Source organism: Spirillospora sp. NPDC127506 (assembly GCF_040302145.1).
Classification (GTDB): Bacteria; Actinomycetota; Actinomycetes; order Streptosporangiales; family Streptosporangiaceae; genus Spirillospora.
The window spans coordinates 1-16,058 of the sequence record NZ_JBEORG010000076.1 but is presented as its reverse complement, the minus strand read 5'-3'; the positions used below and the strand labels follow the sequence as shown (position 1 = coordinate 16,058).

Here is a 16,058-nt window from a genome sequence, read left to right as displayed (position 1 = left end):
CACGACGACGCCCTTGCCTCCGGCTCGGAGTTAGCACCACCTCTTCCTCCAGGGGACTTTCACCCCCAAGCAATCGCCCATGCTGGGCGCACCACACGGAAGGGCCCCGGGATCGCTCCCGGGGCCCTTTCCGCTCTCGCTATCGCGTCAGGTCAGCCGACCGTTCAGCCGACCACGACGTCGGCGCCCGGCCCGGTCACCGAGCCGTCCTCGCCGATCTCGATGCCCATCTCGTCGGCGATGCGCATGGCCTCCTCGATGAGGGTCTCCACGATCTGCGACTCGGGGACGGTCTTGACGACCTTCCCCTTGACGAAGATCTGGCCCTTGCCGTTCCCGGACGCCACGCCGAGGTCGGCCTCGCGCGCCTCGCCGGGGCCGTTCACCACGCACCCCATCACGGCGACGCGCAGCGGGACGGGGAAGTCCTTCAGCCCGGCGGTCACCTGCTCGGCCAGCGTGTACACGTCCACCTGCGCGCGCCCGCAGGACGGGCACGACACGATCTCCAGGCCCCGCTTGCGCAGCCCGAGCGACTCCAGGATCGCGATGCCGACCTTGACCTCCTCGACCGGAGGCGCCGACAGCGACACCCGGATCGTGTCGCCGATGCCCTCGGCGAGCAGCGCGCCGAACGCCACCGCCGACTTGATCGTGCCCTGGAACGCGGGGCCGGCCTCGGTCACGCCCAGGTGCAGCGGGTAGTCGCAGGCGGCGGCGAGCCGCCGGTAGGCGTCGATCATCACGACCGGGTCGTTGTGCTTGACCGAGATCTTGATGTCGCGGAAGTCGTGCTCCTCGAACAGCGAGCACTCCCACAGCGCCGACTCGACCAGGGCCTCGGGGGTGGCCTTGCCGTACTTCTCCAGGAGCCGCTTGTCCAGCGACCCGGCGTTCACCCCGATCCGGATCGGCACGCCCGCGTCGCTCGCGGCGCGCGCGATCTCGCCGACCTTGTCGTCGAACTTCTTGATGTTGCCCGGGTTCACCCGGACGGCCGCGCAGCCGGCGTCGATCGCCGCGAACACGTACTTGGGCTGGAAGTGGATGTCGGCGATGACGGGGATCGGCGACTTCTTCGCGATGGCGGGCAGCGCGTCGGCGTCGTCCTGCGACGGCACCGCGACCCGCACGATCTGGCAGCCGGACGCGGTCAGCTCCGCGATCTGCTGGAGCGTGGCGTTCACGTCGGCGGTGAGGGTGGTGGTCATGGACTGCACCGACACCGGCGCGTCGCCCCCGACCGGAACGTTCCCGACCATGATCTGCCGGGACTTGCGGCGGGGCGCGCTCGGACCCTGCGCCCCCTGCCCATCGCCGTCGCCGCGGACATTAGGCATTCCCAGTGAAACGCTCATCCCTCTCCTCATGCTTGCGGCCCCGGTACAAAGCCTAAGCGCCCGGTGCCGCCGACGTGACGGCGCCCGGCATCCAACAGTGTCACCCGCGCGCCACTCTCCGTGAACATCTCGGATCACTTCGGCAACTGCAGCGGGTTGAACAGGTCGGCGAGGATCAGCAGCACCCCGAACCCCACCAGCAGCAGGACGGCCAGATAGGTGAGCGGCAGCAGCCGGGTCATGTCGACCGTGCCCGGATCCGGCCGCCCCCGGATCCGGTTGACGCCCGCGCGCACCCGCTCGTACGCGACGACCGCGAGGTGCCCGCCGTCCAGCGGCAGCAGGGGCAGGACGTTGAGCGCGCCGAGGAAGATGTTCACCGACACGACCAGCGACAGGAACAGCGCGATCTTGTCCCGGGCGGTCTCGTCGGAGGAGAAGATCTGCCCGGACACCTCGGTGGCGCCGACCACGCTGCCGACCTGGCCTCCGGGCGTGCTCTCCCGCTCGGGCGTGAACAGCTTCGGGATCGCGGTGGGCAGGTCCGCCGCGACCTTGCCGATGCCCTCGATCGTCCGGCCGATGCCCCGGGCGGCGAACGCGGCCGCGTCCAGCGGCCCCTCCCGGTCGTACCCGCCGCCGACGACCCTGGCGGACACGCCGACGAAGGGTTCTCCGCCGACGTCCGCGAGCGTGACCGGCACCGTCGCCTCCTGGCCCGTGCCGGCCCGCCGCACCACCACGCCGACCGTCTCCCCGGGCTTCGTCCGGCCGATCGCCTCGGTGAGGTCGTCCCAGTCGGAGACGGGCGCGCCGTCGAAGGCGACGATGCGGTCGCCCGCCTTCAGCCCCGCCCGCTCCGCCGGGGAGGGCGGACGGCCGGCGGCGCAGCCGTCCCGCATGGTGGCGGGCACGCATCTGGAGACCTCGTCGATGGTGCTGGTCACCGAGCCGGGCCGCGGCACGCCGATCGTCATCGCCATCACCGTCAGCAGCACGAACGCGAACACGAAGTTGGCGACGACGCCGGCCCCGATGACGACGGCGCGGCGGCCGGCGGGCTGCCGGTAGAAGGCGCGGGGCCGGTCCGCCTCGTCGATCTCCTCCAGCGGCGTGTAGCCGACGATCTTGACGAAGCCGCCCAGCGGGATCGCCTTCACGCCGTACTCGGTCTCGCCCCGGCGGGTGGACCACAGGGTCGGCCCGAAGCCGACGAAGTACTGCGTGGCCTTCATCCCGAACCGCTTGGCGGTGAGCAGGTGGCCGCCCTCGTGCAGCATCACCGACGCCAGCAGCGCGACGACGAACGCCACCGCGCCGAGGAAGAAGGCCATCCGGGTCCCCTCGGGCTCGTTCCCGGGGGTCCCCGGGTCAGTCGGTTCCGGTCAGTTCCCTGCTCCTGGTCCGCGCCCACTCGTCGGCCGCGAGGACGTCGTCCAGCGTCAGGCCACCGGGCGTGCCCGGACCGTGCTCCTCCACTACCCGCGCGACGGTGTCGACTATCCCGAGGAACGGGAGCCGCCCCGCGCGGAACGCGTCCACACATTCCTCGTTCGCGGCGTTGTAAACGGCGGGTACGGTCCCGCCCAGCTCACCGGCGCGGCGGGCGAGCGCGACGGCGGGGAACGCCTCGTCGTCGAGCGGGAACAGCTCCCACGTGTGGGCCTTCGTCCAGTCGATGCCGGGGGCGGCGTCCGGGACGCGGTCGGGCCAGTCGATGCCGAGCGCGATCGGCAGCCGCATGTCGGGCGGGCTCGCCTGCGCGAGCGTGGCGCCGTCGGTGAACTCGACCATCGAGTGGATCACCGACTGCGGGTGCACCATGACCTCGATCCGGTCCATCGGGAGGTCGAACAGCAGGTGCGCCTCGATGACCTCCAGCCCCTTGTTCACCAGGGTCGCGGAGTTGATGGTGACGACCGGGCCCATGTCCCACGTGGGGTGGTTCAGCGCCTGCTCGGGCGTGACATCGGCCAGCTCGGCGCGGCCGCGGCCGCGGAACGGGCCGCCGCTCGCGGTGAGCACGAGCCGCCGCACCTCCTCGGCTCGCCCGCCGCGCAGGCACTGCGCGAGGGCCGAGTGCTCGGAGTCGACGGGGACGATCTGCCCGGGCCGGGCCCGCTCCTTGACGAGGGGGCCGCCGACGATGAGCGACTCCTTGTTGGCGAGGGCGAGCGTCCGCCCGGCGTCCAGCGCCGCCAGCGTCGAGGCGAGGCCGAGCGCGCCGGTCACCCCGTTCAGCACCGTGTCGCACGGCCAGGCGGCGACCTCGGCGACCGCGTCCGGGCCCGCCACGATCTTCGGGATGGCGAAGTCCCCGGAGGAGTAGCCGCGCCGCTTGGCCTCGGCGTAGAACGCGAGCTGCAGGTCCTGCGCGGCGGACGCGCGGGCGACCGCGACGACCTCGGGCGCGAACTCCAGCGCCTGCGCGGCCAGCAGGTCCACCCGCCCGCCGCCGGCCGCGAGCCCGGTCACCCGGAACCTGCCGGGGTTGCGCCGGATCACGTCCAGCGCCTGGGTGCCGATCGAGCCGGTCGAGCCGAGGACGACCACTTCGCGGGCGGACGCGCCCGGCGTGTCGGTGCTTGAGGGAGACATCACCGCTCCATTCTCGGACATCCGCCCGCCCGGGTCTCCCCCTGCGGCACGGGCGCGGCGCGAGCGCGGTGCTACGGCGGGTCGGGGGCGAGGGGCAGGCGGAGGACGAGGCGGGCGCCGTAGGTGCCGTTGGCGACGTAGAGGGTCCCGCCGTGGGCGATGGCGATCTGCCGCGCCAGCGGGAGGCCGAGGCCGCTGCCGCCCTTGTCCCGGCTGCGCGCCGCGTCGAGCCGGGCGAACCGCTCGAAGACGCGCTCGCGGGCGTCCGGCGGGATGCCCGGGCCGTCGTCGTGCACCTCGACGACGGCCTCCTCCCCCACGGCGCGGACCTGGATCTCGATGCGCGCGACCGCGTAGCGCTCGGCGTTGGAGAGCAGGTTCATCAGGACGCGGGCCAGCCGCGACCGGTTGCCCATGACCATGATCCCCGACTCCGCCTTGACGGTGACCGGGACGGCCGAGGTCCGCCCGGCGACCTCGGACTCCACCAGCGCCCCGAGGTCGAGGCGCCGCCGCTCCGGCAGGTCCCCGGAGTCGAGGCGGGCGAGGACGAAGAGGTCCTCGACGATCCGGTGCAGGCGCTCGACGTCGTCCAGCGCGTGCTCCAGGTTGTCGGCGAGGTCGCCGTCGTCGGGGTCGTCGAGGGCCAGCTCGATCCGGGTCCGCAGGCCGGCGAGGGGGGTGCGCAGCTCGTGCGAGGCGTCGGCGATGAACGCGCGCCGCTGCGCGGCCGAGGTCTCCAGCCGGTCGAGCAGCAGGTTGACCCGGCCGGCCAGCCGCTCCACGTCGTCGCCGGTGGCCGGGACGCCGACGCGGGCGCCCGGCTCGGCGTCGGCCGCGGCGACGAGCTCCGCCCTGAGCCGCTCCACCGGCTGGAGCGCCCGCGCCACGGCGTGCCGGACGAGCCAGCAGCCGACCGCGGCGACGGCGGCGGCGAGCAGGGCCATGACGGTCACGAGCACGCCTGCGGCGGTGCCCGCGAGCAGGTGCAGCACGGCGGCCGCGATGGCCACCGCGGCCACCGTCAGGGAGCCGAGCGCGGTGACCTCGTTCAGCGTCACGCGCTCCCGTACGGAGCGGAGCCTGTGCGGCCGGGCGTGCGGAGGACCGACGTTCCGGGCCGACATGCTTCCTTTCTACGTACAACACCCCCAAAAGGAGGCAAACTACCCAACCGGCGTTCGCATAACCCTGGTTTGCAAACGCCCTGGTAGGAGCGCTGCCGGCGGCCCGGGCGGCGCACCTGGGCCGGCCGGCTCTTGGGCGGCCAACCGACACGAGAGGCTTTGCCGCTCTTTTCACGTTCGGTAACAGTGCCAACACCCCGCCCCGCCTATAAAGGAGTCACGTGTCAAGGCGACTCCCGCAAGGGGGATGGAACATGGGCCGGACAGACGAGCCTACGGTCGACCCGGGCGGGCTGAGCGCAGCTCAGCTCCTCGGCGACGCCTGCGTCGTCTGCCGCAAGAGGTGGCCCCGGCCGCGCGTCCGCGTCGGCCGCCTGCCGGACTCGTCCGGGGTGTTCGCGTGCGACGACTGCGCACCCGCCCCGCCGGCACCCCGCCCGCGGCGGGGCCAACGGGAGTCGCCCACGGATGCCGGACGGCCGGCCGGGGAGCCGGCGCCGGCGAAGGCGGCGGGCCTCGCGTCCGTCGTCGTGGAGGTCTCTCCAGGGAGAAGGGTGACCCGGGCGTTCGGGGGGAAGCCCGGGACCACCCGGCAGGCGCGCCCGGCTGGGGGCGGCCGGGCGCGCCGGAGAGACCTCCCGTAACCCGGGCGGGCGATCCGGCGGGCGATCCGGGCTCGGCGGGACGCTAGGGCTTGGCCTGCGGCTTCGCCGACTGCGGGTGGGTCGCCTCGATCCAGACCCTGGTCCACTCGGCGTAGTCGGTGCAGTCGTTCTTCTTCGACTCGCCGCCGCACGCCTTCGCCGGCGCGTGCGCGAAAATGATCTTGTCGAGGTAGCCGCGGTCGCCGACGTGGTAGGCGGCGCAGAAGCCGGACCGGAGCCGGTCGCCCGAGCACGCCTGCGGGTTCGCGGGCGCCACCCCGGTCCACTCGGCGACCTGCTGCTGGACGTCCGGCGACGCCGCCCACTGCAGCCACTGGTACATGCAGTTCGGGTGCTGGGCGCGGGCGCCGATCATCCACGCGTCCATCCAGCCGGTCACGCCCTCGGCCGGGACGACGGCGCGGACCGGGCGGCCCGCGCGGTTCAGCACGTCCACCTGGTAGGGCCACCCCTGGCCGAGCACGGCCCGCCCGCCGGCGAACGCGCTGATCGCGTCGGCGGGGATCGCCCAGTACTCCCCGACGTGCGAGCGCTGCTTCGCCAGCACGCGCCCGGCGGCGGCGAGCTGCCGGGGCGTCAGCGAATACGGGTCGCGGATCTTGAGCTTGCGCTCCCGCCCCTTGAGGTAGAGCGCGGCCTCGGCGATCGCGAGCGGGCTGTCGCGCATGACGATCCTGCCGGAGTAGCGGCGGGCCTGGCCGGGGTCGAAGATCGCGGACCAGCCCGCCGGCGGCGGGACGGTCCGCGTGTCGTACACGAGCAGGTTGGCGCCCCACACGTACGGGATGCCGTAGTGCTTGCCGTCCCGCTCCAGCAGCTTGCGGAGCTTCGGCTCCAGCTTCTTGTAGCCGTCCACGAGGTCGGTGTTGACCGGGACGACCTGGTTCTCGGCGATGAGCCGGCCGGCGACCTCCGGCGGAGCGGCGACCCCGTCGTAGCGGCGGTCCTCGTCGCGCATGAGGTCGGCGAGCTCCTCGGGCGTCTTGGCGACCTTCAGGCCGACCTTGCAGCCGGTGCGCTCCTGGAAGGGGGTCACCCAGTCGACGCGCGGGTCGGTGCCGCCGCTCTCGATCGCGCCCGGCAGCGCGACGAGGTTGAGCGTGCCCTCGCCGGGGCCCAGGGTGGTCGCCGCCTTGGCGGCGGCGACCGGCTCGGCGCCGCCGTCCCCGCTGCAGCCGGCGAGGCCCGCCGCGATGAGCGCCGCGGCCGCGGCCAGGGCCCCGGCCGACTTGACGCGCGCCGCCCCGCCGCGCGGCCCGCGGAGAAGTGTGGCCGTCCGCCGCATGTCGCTCCCGATCCGTGCCCAGGGCCCTCCCCCTCGTGAACGGGCCCATCGGCGCAGCGTAGCGCGTCCGGCGCGGCGGGACGGCGCGCACCCGCCGGGAACGGGCGCCGCGGGCGGGCCCGCGCGGCCATTCCGGTCGCACCCGGGGGGCGGCGCGATTGGATCGCCGGTGTTTCGCGATTTCGCCTCCGCCGCGCGGCGGCCCGGCGGGCAATTACCGAAGATCGCGACTCGGACAAGTACCGGCACTGTTTCCGGAAGGTAAGAACTACCTGACCATTACCGCACCATTATGTGCGGTTTTTCGGACGGCTCCTTAACGGATAAACCGCCGGGGCCCCGGGGGACGGCGGGTGCTGGCGTCCGCGCCATACACGGAGGTTGCCGGAGAGGGATATGGCGCGGGCTGCCGTCGTTCCCGGGGCCGCGGCGGCACCGGCGGGCGTGGCGAGGGGTGGGGAACAGCGGATCACCGTGCGGTGCTGCCCGGCCACGCGATCGCCGGTGCCCGGCCGAACGGCGACGGTGTGACGCCCTCGATACGACGGAGGTTCGAGGGACGCCGCACGTCCGGCCGGGTGTCGCGGGACGGCCGTCGGCCGTCGGCCCGAGGTGCCGGCTGCTGCGCCGGCGGCCGCCTCGGTGCGGCGTGCTTGACCACCTCGATCCGTGCGATGAGCCGCTGCGGGGTGTCGGCCTCCAGGAAATCGCCGACGTCGCGGTCCTTGGGCGGCAGCGCCCACCAGTGGCCGGTGCACAGGCCGAACCAAATGGTCCAGCCCGGAAATCGCCTTCCCAGCGCGTCCACCTCTGCTGCGTGGTCGCCAGCGGTCATAGCGCGGCACCCCTTGACTGCCGACCCTGACTTTTCAATTTCGCCTCAATTAATTGAGACAGTCAGATTGTGTCGCCGGACACAGAGCCCGTCAATGGATGTTGGCATTATTCGTCGCGCGGGGGCGGACAAAAATCAACGACGAAATGTCGGGTTCGTGGGAAATTCCCAAACCGGCCCGACCTGCGCGTGCGCACGGCCGGTGCCCGCGGGGGTCACCGGCCGTGCGCGCCGCGCCGGCGGGTCAGCCGCCGTTCGGGAAGCCGAGGTTCACGCCGCCGCCACCGGCGGGCCGCGGGGTGTGCCCGCGGGGCCGGGACGCGGTGGGCCAGCGTGCGGTGACGGCCTTGGTCCGGGTGTAGAAGTGGACGCCCTCCATGCCGTGGGCGTGGCTGTCGCCGAACAGCGAGTCCTTCCACCCGCCGAAGGAGTAGTAGGCCATCGGCACCGGGATCGGCACGTTCACGCCGACCATGCCGACCTCCACCTCGTTCTGGAAGCGGCGCGCGGCCCCTCCGTCGCCGGTGAAGATCGCGGTGCCGTTGCCGTACGGGTTGGCGGCGATCAGCTCCATGGCGGCGTCGAACGAGGCGGACCGCACGACCGACAGCACCGGGCCGAAGATCTCGTCCTTGTAGGCGTCCATCTCCGAGGTGACGTGGTCGAGGACGGACGGGCCGAGCCAGAACCCGTCGCCGGAGCCGCCGAGGACGTCCGGGTCGCGCCCGTCGATCGCGAGGGTGGCGCCCTGGGCGACGCCGGAGTCGAGGTAGGACGCGACCTTGTCGCGGTGCTCCCGGGTGACGAGCGGGCCCATCTCCGACTCGGGGTGGTCGCCGGGGCCGACCTTCAGCCCGGCGACGCGCTCGCGGATCTTCGCCATCAGCTCGTCCCCGACCGGGTCCACGGCGACCACGACGGAGATCGCCATGCACCGCTCCCCCGCCGAGCCGAACCCGGCCGACACCGCCGCGTCGGCGGCGGCGTCGAGGTCGGCGTCCGGCAGCACCAGCATGTGGTTCTTGGCGCCGCCGAGCGCCTGCACCCGCTTGCCGTTCGCCGCCGCCGTCGCGTAGATGTACCGGGCGATCGGGGTGGAGCCGACGAAGCTGACGGCCTTCACGTCGGGGTGGTGCAGCAGCCCGTCCACCGCGGCCTTGTCGCCCTGGACGACGTTGAACACCCCGTCCGGCAGGCCGGCCTCGGCCCACAGCTCGGCCAGCCTGACCGAGGCCGAGGGGTCCTTCTCCGACGGCTTCAGGACGAAGGTGTTCCCGCACGCGATCGCGACCGGGAACATCCACATCGGCACCATCGCCGGGAAGTTGAACGGGGTGATGCCCGCGGTCACGCCGAGCGGCTGCAGGATCGAGTAGGCGTCCACCCGGGTGGACACGTTCTCGGAGAACCCGCCCTTGAGCAGGTGCGGGATCCCGCAGGCGAACTCGACGACCTCCAGGCCGCGCGCGACCTCGCCGGCCGCGTCCGAGACCACCTTGCCGTGCTCGGCGGAGATGAGCCGGGCGATCTCGTCGCGGTGCGCGCTGACCAGCTCGCGGAACCTGAACAGGACCTTGGTGCGCTGGGAGAGCGAGGCGTCGCGCCAGGCGGGGAACGCGGCCTTGGCGGCGGCCACCGCCGCGCCGACCTCGTCCCGCCCGGCGAAGTCGACGGTGCCGGCGACCCGGCCGGACGCCGGCTCGTAGATGTCGCCCCGCCGTGCGGACCGCCCGTCGAACGGCTTGCCGCCGATCCAGTGGGTGACGTGCTTGGTCATGCGGCTTCCTCGTTGACGGTCTCGAGAGACGAGATCAGGATGCCGAGGCCCTCGGCGGCCTCGGCGTCGGTCAGGTTCATCGGCGGCGCCATGCGCACCGCGTTGCCGTACAGGCCGCCCTTGCCGATGAGCAGCCCCCGCTCCCGGGCGGCCTCCATCAGCGCGGAGGCGAGCGGCGGGCTCGGCTCGCCGGTGCGCGGGTCGACCAGCTCGACCGCGAACATCAGGCCCTTGCCGCGCACGTCCCCGGCGACCGGCAGCCGCTCGGCGGCCCGGCGCAGCCCGCCGATGATCGTCGCGCCCTGTTTCGCCGCGTTGGCCTGCAGGTCGTGGTCGAGGAGGTAGTCGAGCGTCGCGTTCGCGGCGGCCATCGAGACCGGGTTGCCGCCGAACGTGGAGATGCCGAGCGCGGGGAGGGCGTCCATGAGGTCGCCGCGCGCGACGACGCCGCCGACCGCGAAGCCGTTCCCGAGGCCCTTGGCGAACGTCATCATGTCCGGGGTGACGCCGTGGGCGCCGATGCCCCAGAAGCTCTGGCCCGTCCGCCCCCAGCCCGTCTGGACCTCGTCGGAGATGAACAGGATGCCGGACTCGTCCAGGACGCTCTTGTAGGCGGCGAACAGGCCGTCCGGCGGCATCGTGAAGCCGCCGACGCCCTGGATCGGCTCGGCGATGAGCGCGGCGACGTCCGGGCCGGTCGCGGTGGCGAGCACGTGCCGCAGGTCCTGCGTGCACGCGTCGATGTACTGCTCGTCGGACATGCCGGCGAACTGCGGGAGGTGCCGGTCGGCGCCGTGCAGGAAGTGGACGTCCAGCGGCGAGAACGACAGGTTCGTCCAGGCGCGGTTGCCGGTGACGCCCGCCGCCGCGAACGACCGGCCGTGGTAGCTCTGCCGCATCGCGAGGACCTGGTCGCTGCGCCGCGCGTACGCGGCGAGCAGCAGCGCGGTCTCGTTGGCCTCCGTGCCGGAGTTGGCGAAGAACACCTTCGCGTCCGGGATGCCGGACAGCCGGGCGATCTTCTCGGCCAGCTCGACCTGGCCGCGCAGCAGGTAGGCGGTGGAGGTGTGCACGACGCCGGTCGCGAGCTGCCGCTCCACCGCGTCCCGCACCTCGGGGACGTCGTAGCCCAGCATGTTCGTGAGGATGCCGGTGAAGAAGTCGAGGTAGCCGTTCCCCTCGGCGTCGGTCACGCGGGCGCCCTTGCCGCCGACGATCTCGATGGGGTCCGAGTAGTTGAGCGCCATCCACGACGGCATGACCGCCCTGTGGCGCCGGAGCAGGTTCGCGTGTTCCGACATGACACAAGTGTCGGCCGCGGGGAACGCGCAGGCCACCCGCAGAGTGTCAGGACCGGGCGCCTCCCGTTGACGGTCTGCTCGCCCCGGGTGCCGCGCGCGTATCATCGCGAGCGATGCTGCCCACTGTCGACGACGTCCTCCAGCTCGACGCGGTGCGCCGCGGCCAGCCGCACGTCGTCGCGGGCGCGGACCGCACGGGCAACCGCGTCCGGTGGGTGCACGTCGCCGAGGTCACCGACATCGCGCACCTGCTGCACGGCGGCGAGCTGGTGCTGACGACCGGGATCGCGCTGCCGGACGACCCGGCGCGGCTGCGCGCCTACATCGCCGACCTCGCCGAGGTCGGGGTCAGCGGGCTGATGATCGAGCTGGGCCGGCGCTACGCCAGCGTGCTGCCGCCCGCGCTGACCGCCGCCGCCGAGGAGCACGGCCTGCCGGTGATCGTCCTCGCGCACGAGCCCGCGTTCGTCGACATCACCGAGGCGGTGCACGCCCGGATCGTCCGGGAGCAGTTCGCCGAGCTGCGCGCCTCCGAGCGGCTGCACGAGATCTTCACCCAGCTGTCGGTCGAGGGCGCCTCCACCGACGAGGTCGTCCGGCAGGTCGCCGCGCTCGGCGGGCACCCGGTCGTGCTGGAGAACCTCGCCCACCAGGTCCTCGCCGCCGACGCGGGCGGCGCCGACCCGGCCGAGCTGCTGTCGGCGTGGGAGACCCGCTCGCGCGCCGTCCGGCCCGGCCGCCGCACCGGCTACGACCCGGTGTCCGGGTGGCTGGTGACCATGGTCGGCGCGCGCGGCGAGGACTGGGGCCGGCTGATCATCGACCTCGGTGCGCCGCCGTCGCCGCGCGACACCGTGCTGATCGAGCGGGCCGCGACCACCCTCGCCCTCGGCCGGCTGCTCGACCGGCACGCGGAGAGCGTCGAGCGGCAGGCGCACGGGACGATCATCGCCCGCATCCTCGCGCACGCCTACTCCGACCCGCAGGAGGCCGCGGCCCGCGCCCGCGCGCTCGGCGTGCCGCTGTCCGGCCGCCGGCTGCTCGGCGTGGTGCTGCGGCACCGCGGCCCCGGCACGCCCGCGCCGCAGGTCGGGGAGCTGTCCGCGCTCGCCGAGACGGCCGCCGCCGCCTGCAAGGACGCCCGCCTGGCCGCGCTCGTCGCCGTCCTGGACGAGGGCGGCCCGCACGCCCGCGTCGGCGTGCTCGCCTCCCTGCCCGCCCGCGCGGACGTGGAGACGGCGCTCACCGAGGTCGCCACCCGCATCCGCAAGCAGTCGGGCGGCACGGTGATGGCGGCCGGGTCGGTGGTGGAGTCGATCCAGGACGTGCGCCGCTCGTTCCTGGAGGCCGAGCAGGTCGCCGACGTCGCGGCCCGCGGCTCCGGCGCCCGCCTGTTCTACCGCCTCCCCGACCTGCGCCTCCGCGGCCTCCTGCACCTGCTCCGCGACGACGCCCGCGTCCAGACGTTCGTGGAGCGCGAGCTCGGGCCGCTGCTGGAGTACGACGCGCAGCGCGGCAGCGACCTCACCCGCATCCTGGAGATCTACCTCGAGTCGGGGCGGAACAAGGCCGTCGCCGCGCAGCAGGCCCACCTCTCCCGGCCCGCGTTCTACGAGCGGCTGCGCCGCATCGAGCGCGTCCTCGACGCCGATCTCGACGACGTGGAGTCGTGCGTGTCGTTCCACGTCGCCCTGCTCGCGCTCAGCTCCGTCCGGTGGGAACGTTCCTGACCGGTGGCCGGTGAAGGACGTCCGCGACCGGCCCGCCGCGCATACGCTTCACTCCATGACGGACGCGGCGTTGCATGTTCATCGATATGGAGACCCGGCGGGGGCGCCCCTCGTCCTGCTGCACGGGGTCACCGGTCATGGGGCGCGGTGGCGGCGGACGGCGGAGTCGTACCTGGCGGACCGATCCGTCCTGGCGCCCGACCTGCGCGGCCACGGGCGGTCGCCGCACGAGCCGCCGTGGACGGTCGAACGGCACGTCGCGGACGTCCTGGCCCTGCTGGACGCGGAGGGCGTCGAGCGGGCCGACCTGGTCGGGCACTCCTACGGCGGGATGATCGCGGTGCATCTGGCGCGGACGGCGCCGCGGCGGGTGCGGCGGCTCCTCCTGCTCGACCCGGCGATCGGGCTCGACCCGGAGGAGGCGCTGAGGCAGGCCCGCGGATATCTGTCCCCCGTGTCGTTCGCCGACGTCGCGGAGGCACGCGCCTACCGGGCGGCACGCTGGACCGAGGCGCCGGACGACGCCGTTGACGAGGAGGTCGCCGAGCACCTCGAACCCACCCCGGACGGGCGGCTGCGGTGGCGCTTCGAGCCGGCGGCGGTGGTGACCGCCTACTCGGAGATGGCCCGCCCCCACCTGACGCCGCCCGCGGACCTGCCCACCCATCTGGTCATCGCGACGCGCGCCGACCTCGTCCGGCCGGAGTTCGTCGTGGACTGCCGCGCCGCGCTCGGCCCCCGCCTCGCCATCAGCGAGATCGAGGCCGGGCACATGCTCTACGTCGACCGCCTGGAGGAGACCGGGACGCTGATCGCCGGCTGGGTCAGCGAAGCAGGCGGCGCCCGCTGAACACGGGCAGGTCCAGCGGGGTGTGCAGGCCGGGCGGCGCCTCGGCGACCGCCCGGACGGCGTTGACCATGCGCAGCGCCGCGGCGTGGGCGCCGCCGGGCGCGGCGAGGTCCATCCGCACGGGCGGCTCGCCGGCGATCTCGACGCGGTGGCCCGGCCCGCCGAACGGCGGCGCCGGCCAGTGCGGGGCGAGGTCGCCGCGGGCCCGCACCACCCGCTCCACGGTGATCACGGGACGGCGGCGCAGCATGCCCGACACGCGGTAGCGCAGCCCCGCGAGGGTCCCCTTCCCGATCGGCCCGCACGGCCCGTCGATCTCCTCCGGCGCCGCGCACACCTCGTGCGCTTCGGCGATGCCGTCCAGGGGAACGGCCAGGTGCCGGGCGAGGAGCCGGACGACCGGCCCCCACTTCCGCCCCGGCGCGCCCGCCCGGACGACCGGAGGCCTCCGCCCGATTGGCTCGCCGAACCCGCCGTCCGGCGAAGTGCGGAACTCGGTGACAGTAATGCCGTCGACGCTCCGGCAGACACCGCTGAGCAGCACCGGAAGCACGTCGCCGACCATGCCGGGCCCAATGGTGAGGCACGCGGACCCGCCCGTCGCGCAGGCCGAGCGCAGCCGCCGGACCAGCACCGGATCGGCCGACGCCGGGTCCACCAGCGCGGGCACGGCGTTCGAGACCACGCTCGCGCCCGCCTGGAGCATGAGGCGCAGATCGTCGGCCGAACCGCCGGTGTGGCAGATGACGTGCGGCCGCCTGGCCAGCAGCCCCGCCGGGTCCTCGGTGGCGGCCAGGCCCGCCCGCCGGGGATCGGCGGTCACCACGCCGGCGAGTTCCAGCTCGGGGTGCTCGGTGATGGCCCGGAGCATCAGCCCGCCGGCGGCTCCACTGGCCCACAGGCCGACGAGATACGACATACCACCACCTTTCAACCAAGCGCTCGGTCACGTTCACCCTAGGCACGCCCCTGTGACCAGGACGATCCCTTCCCGCGATGTACATCGGTGCACTCCCGGGAAGTAGACACTGGTGACTGTGCACACGGGCCGCACGTTCGGGGTGGAGGAGGAGCTGCTCCTCGTCGACCCGGTGAGCGGTGCGCCGCAGGCGGTCTCCGGTTCCGTCATCGGCTACTCGCGGCGCCACGACGAGCTGTTCCTGACCGGCGGCCGGCGGTCGACCCCGCTGAACACCGAGCTGCAACGCGAGCAGCTCGAGACGGCGACGCCGGTGTGCGCGTCGCTCGGCGAGCTGTCGGACCATGTCCGGTCGGCGCGGCTGGCGGCGGCCAAGTCGGCGGCGGGGGTGGGCGCCGCCGTGGCGGCCCTGGCGACGTCCCCGGTCAGCGTCCGCCCGTCGCTCACCCCGTCGCACCGCTACCTGCGGATGGCGGACGCCTACGGGCGCACCGCCGACGAGCAGCTCACCTGCGGCTGCCACGTGCACGTCGGCATCGGCTCCCCCGACGAGGGCGTCGCCGTCCTGGACCGCATCCGCCCGTGGCTGCCGCCGCTGCTGGCGCTCAGCGCGAACTCGCCGTTCTGGCAGGGCGCCGACACCGGTTACGACAGCTGGCGGCACCAGGTGTGGAGCCGCTGGCCGTCCAGCGGCCCGACGGAGCTGTTCGGCGACGCCGCGGGCTACCGGGCGACGGTGGACGCGCTGCTCGCGACCGGCGCGCTCGTCGACGAGGGCATGATCTACTTCGACGCCCGGCTGTCCCGCCACTACCCGACCGTCGAGATCCGCGTGGCGGACGTGTGCCTGCACGCCGACGACGCAGTGCTGATGGCCGCGCTCGTCCGGGCACTGGTCGACACGGCCGCAGCGGCCTGGCACGCCGGCGAGCCGCCCGACCCGGTGCGCGCGGACCTGATGCGCCTGGCCATGTGGCGCGCCGGCCGCTCGGGCCTGCGCAACGACCTGGTCCACCCCCGCACCCGCCGAGCCGCCCCCGCCACCACGGTCGTAGCCGCCCTCCTGGACCACCTGACCCCGGCCCTGGACGACGCGGGCGACCTGGAAACCGCCGAGACCCTCCTCCACAACCTCCTGGACCGAGGCAACGGCGCCCACCACCAACGCACCGCCCACACCCGAACCCACGACATAAAAGCCGTAGTAACCGACGCAATAACGAAAACCATGACGCTCTAACAAGACCGCCCTCACCCCACCCCCCGCGAGAGAGCCACCTCCGTCGCCAACAGGAGTTCACCCCCAGCAGGTGCCAAAAAAGCGGCCGCCACTTGGACGAGCACGATTCAAACCCTCTTGGACCAGACCCGCGCCGTGACCACCGACCGAAGCGGCGACCACGGGCAGGCACGCGGAGGGCGCTCTGCGCCCGGAGCGGGCATGCCCGGCGACGCAGGCGACCGCAGCGACGCCACACACGCCCGTCACAGGCAAGACAGACCGCAACAAAGGAGCGAGGATCGCCTGCGTCGCCAACGGGATGCTTCTATGGTTGTCAAGCGGTGGCGGGTGGAGCGTTGTGTGTTGTGTTTGTGCTGGTGAGGGCTTTGAAGAGTTCGCGGGCGAGGTA

Annotated in this window: 12 protein-coding genes; 3 read left to right on the top strand and 9 right to left on the bottom strand. The window is 73.5% G+C overall.

The window, feature by feature from the left end:
* Positions 1–164: 164 nt before the first annotated feature.
* The 8 genes from ispG to ABTW95_RS34885 all read right to left on the bottom strand — a co-directional run bounded on the left by ispG (position 165) and on the right by ABTW95_RS34885 (position 10,928).
* Positions 165–1,358, bottom strand: coding sequence for a flavodoxin-dependent (E)-4-hydroxy-3-methylbut-2-enyl-diphosphate synthase (gene ispG, locus ABTW95_RS34920; protein ID WP_500228560.1), 1,194 nt, complete (start codon positions 1,356–1,358; stop codon positions 165–167).
* A gap of 116 nt (positions 1,359–1,474) precedes the next feature.
* A complete protein-coding gene (locus ABTW95_RS34915; RefSeq protein ID WP_396445957.1) occupies positions 1,475–2,674 on the bottom strand; it encodes a M50 family metallopeptidase in 1,200 nt (399 codons plus the stop codon).
* A gap of 37 nt (positions 2,675–2,711) precedes the next feature.
* Positions 2,712–3,938, bottom strand: coding sequence for a 1-deoxy-D-xylulose-5-phosphate reductoisomerase (dxr, locus tag ABTW95_RS34910; protein ID WP_396453733.1), 1,227 nt, complete (start codon positions 3,936–3,938; stop codon positions 2,712–2,714).
* Positions 3,939–4,009: 71 nt separating this feature from the next.
* The gene (locus ABTW95_RS34905) at positions 4,010–4,999 is read right to left on the bottom strand and encodes a sensor histidine kinase (protein ID WP_500228559.1); all 990 of its coding nucleotides are present in this window, start codon (positions 4,997–4,999) and stop codon (positions 4,010–4,012) included.
* A 753-nt stretch (positions 5,000–5,752) separates the two neighbouring features.
* A complete protein-coding gene (locus tag ABTW95_RS34900) occupies positions 5,753–7,015 on the bottom strand; it encodes an ABC transporter substrate-binding protein (RefSeq protein ID WP_500228558.1) in 1,263 nt (420 codons plus the stop codon).
* Between the two features lie 469 nt (positions 7,016–7,484).
* Positions 7,485–7,850, bottom strand: coding sequence for a hypothetical protein (locus ABTW95_RS34895; RefSeq protein WP_396445953.1), 366 nt, complete (start codon positions 7,848–7,850; stop codon positions 7,485–7,487).
* A gap of 244 nt (positions 7,851–8,094) precedes the next feature.
* Positions 8,095–9,627: a CoA-acylating methylmalonate-semialdehyde dehydrogenase gene (locus tag ABTW95_RS34890; RefSeq protein WP_500228557.1), complete on the bottom strand. Its 1,533-nt coding sequence runs from the start codon at positions 9,625–9,627 to the stop codon at positions 8,095–8,097.
* Positions 9,624–10,928, bottom strand: a complete 1,305-nt coding sequence (locus tag ABTW95_RS34885) for an aspartate aminotransferase family protein (protein ID WP_396445951.1) — start codon at positions 10,926–10,928, stop codon at positions 9,624–9,626. The genes ABTW95_RS34890 and ABTW95_RS34885 overlap by 4 nt, the downstream gene beginning before the upstream one ends.
* Before the next feature lie 113 nt (positions 10,929–11,041).
* Between ABTW95_RS34885 and ABTW95_RS34880 the strand changes: the two genes are divergently transcribed.
* Positions 11,042–12,658 (top strand): PucR family transcriptional regulator, encoded by a 1,617-nt coding sequence (locus ABTW95_RS34880; RefSeq protein WP_396445950.1) that lies wholly within the window; start codon positions 11,042–11,044, stop codon positions 12,656–12,658.
* A gap of 55 nt (positions 12,659–12,713) precedes the next feature.
* A complete protein-coding gene (locus ABTW95_RS34875; protein ID WP_396445949.1) occupies positions 12,714–13,508 on the top strand; it encodes an alpha/beta fold hydrolase in 795 nt (264 codons plus the stop codon).
* Here the strand turns inward: ABTW95_RS34875 and ABTW95_RS34870 are convergent.
* Positions 13,483–14,427: a hypothetical protein gene (locus tag ABTW95_RS34870; protein WP_500228556.1), complete on the bottom strand. Its 945-nt coding sequence runs from the start codon at positions 14,425–14,427 to the stop codon at positions 13,483–13,485. The genes ABTW95_RS34875 and ABTW95_RS34870 overlap by 26 nt on opposite strands.
* Positions 14,428–14,539: 112 nt before the next feature.
* Between ABTW95_RS34870 and ABTW95_RS34865 the strand changes: the two genes are divergently transcribed.
* On the top strand, positions 14,540–15,667 hold the full coding sequence (locus ABTW95_RS34865) for a carboxylate-amine ligase (protein ID WP_500228555.1): 1,128 nt from the start codon (positions 14,540–14,542) through the stop codon (positions 15,665–15,667).
* Positions 15,668–16,058: the final 391 nt, after the last annotated feature.

What these genes read in the sequence shown, in the direction of transcription:
- ABTW95_RS34880 (WP_396445950.1), top strand. Translation starts at nt 11,042, where the DNA reads ATGCTGCCCACTGTCGACGACGTCCTCCAGCTCGACGCGGTGCGCCGC.
- ABTW95_RS34885 (WP_396445951.1), bottom strand. Translation starts at nt 10,928, where the DNA reads ATGTCGGAACACGCGAACCTGCTCCGGCGCCACAGGGCGGTCATGCCG.
- ABTW95_RS34870 (WP_500228556.1), bottom strand. Translation starts at nt 14,427, where the DNA reads ATGTCGTATCTCGTCGGCCTGTGGGCCAGTGGAGCCGCCGGCGGGCTG.
- ABTW95_RS34875 (WP_396445949.1), top strand. Translation starts at nt 12,714, where the DNA reads ATGACGGACGCGGCGTTGCATGTTCATCGATATGGAGACCCGGCGGGG.
- ABTW95_RS34895 (WP_396445953.1), bottom strand. Translation starts at nt 7,850, where the DNA reads ATGACCGCTGGCGACCACGCAGCAGAGGTGGACGCGCTGGGAAGGCGA.
- ABTW95_RS34890 (WP_500228557.1), bottom strand. Translation starts at nt 9,627, where the DNA reads ATGACCAAGCACGTCACCCACTGGATCGGCGGCAAGCCGTTCGACGGG.
- ispG (WP_500228560.1), bottom strand. Translation starts at nt 1,358, where the DNA reads ATGAGCGTTTCACTGGGAATGCCTAATGTCCGCGGCGACGGCGATGGG.
- dxr (WP_396453733.1), bottom strand. Translation starts at nt 3,938, where the DNA reads ATGTCTCCCTCAAGCACCGACACGCCGGGCGCGTCCGCCCGCGAAGTG.
- ABTW95_RS34900 (WP_500228558.1), bottom strand. Translation starts at nt 7,015, where the DNA reads ATGCGGCGGACGGCCACACTTCTCCGCGGGCCGCGCGGCGGGGCGGCG.
- ABTW95_RS34915 (WP_396445957.1), bottom strand. Translation starts at nt 2,674, where the DNA reads ATGGCCTTCTTCCTCGGCGCGGTGGCGTTCGTCGTCGCGCTGCTGGCG.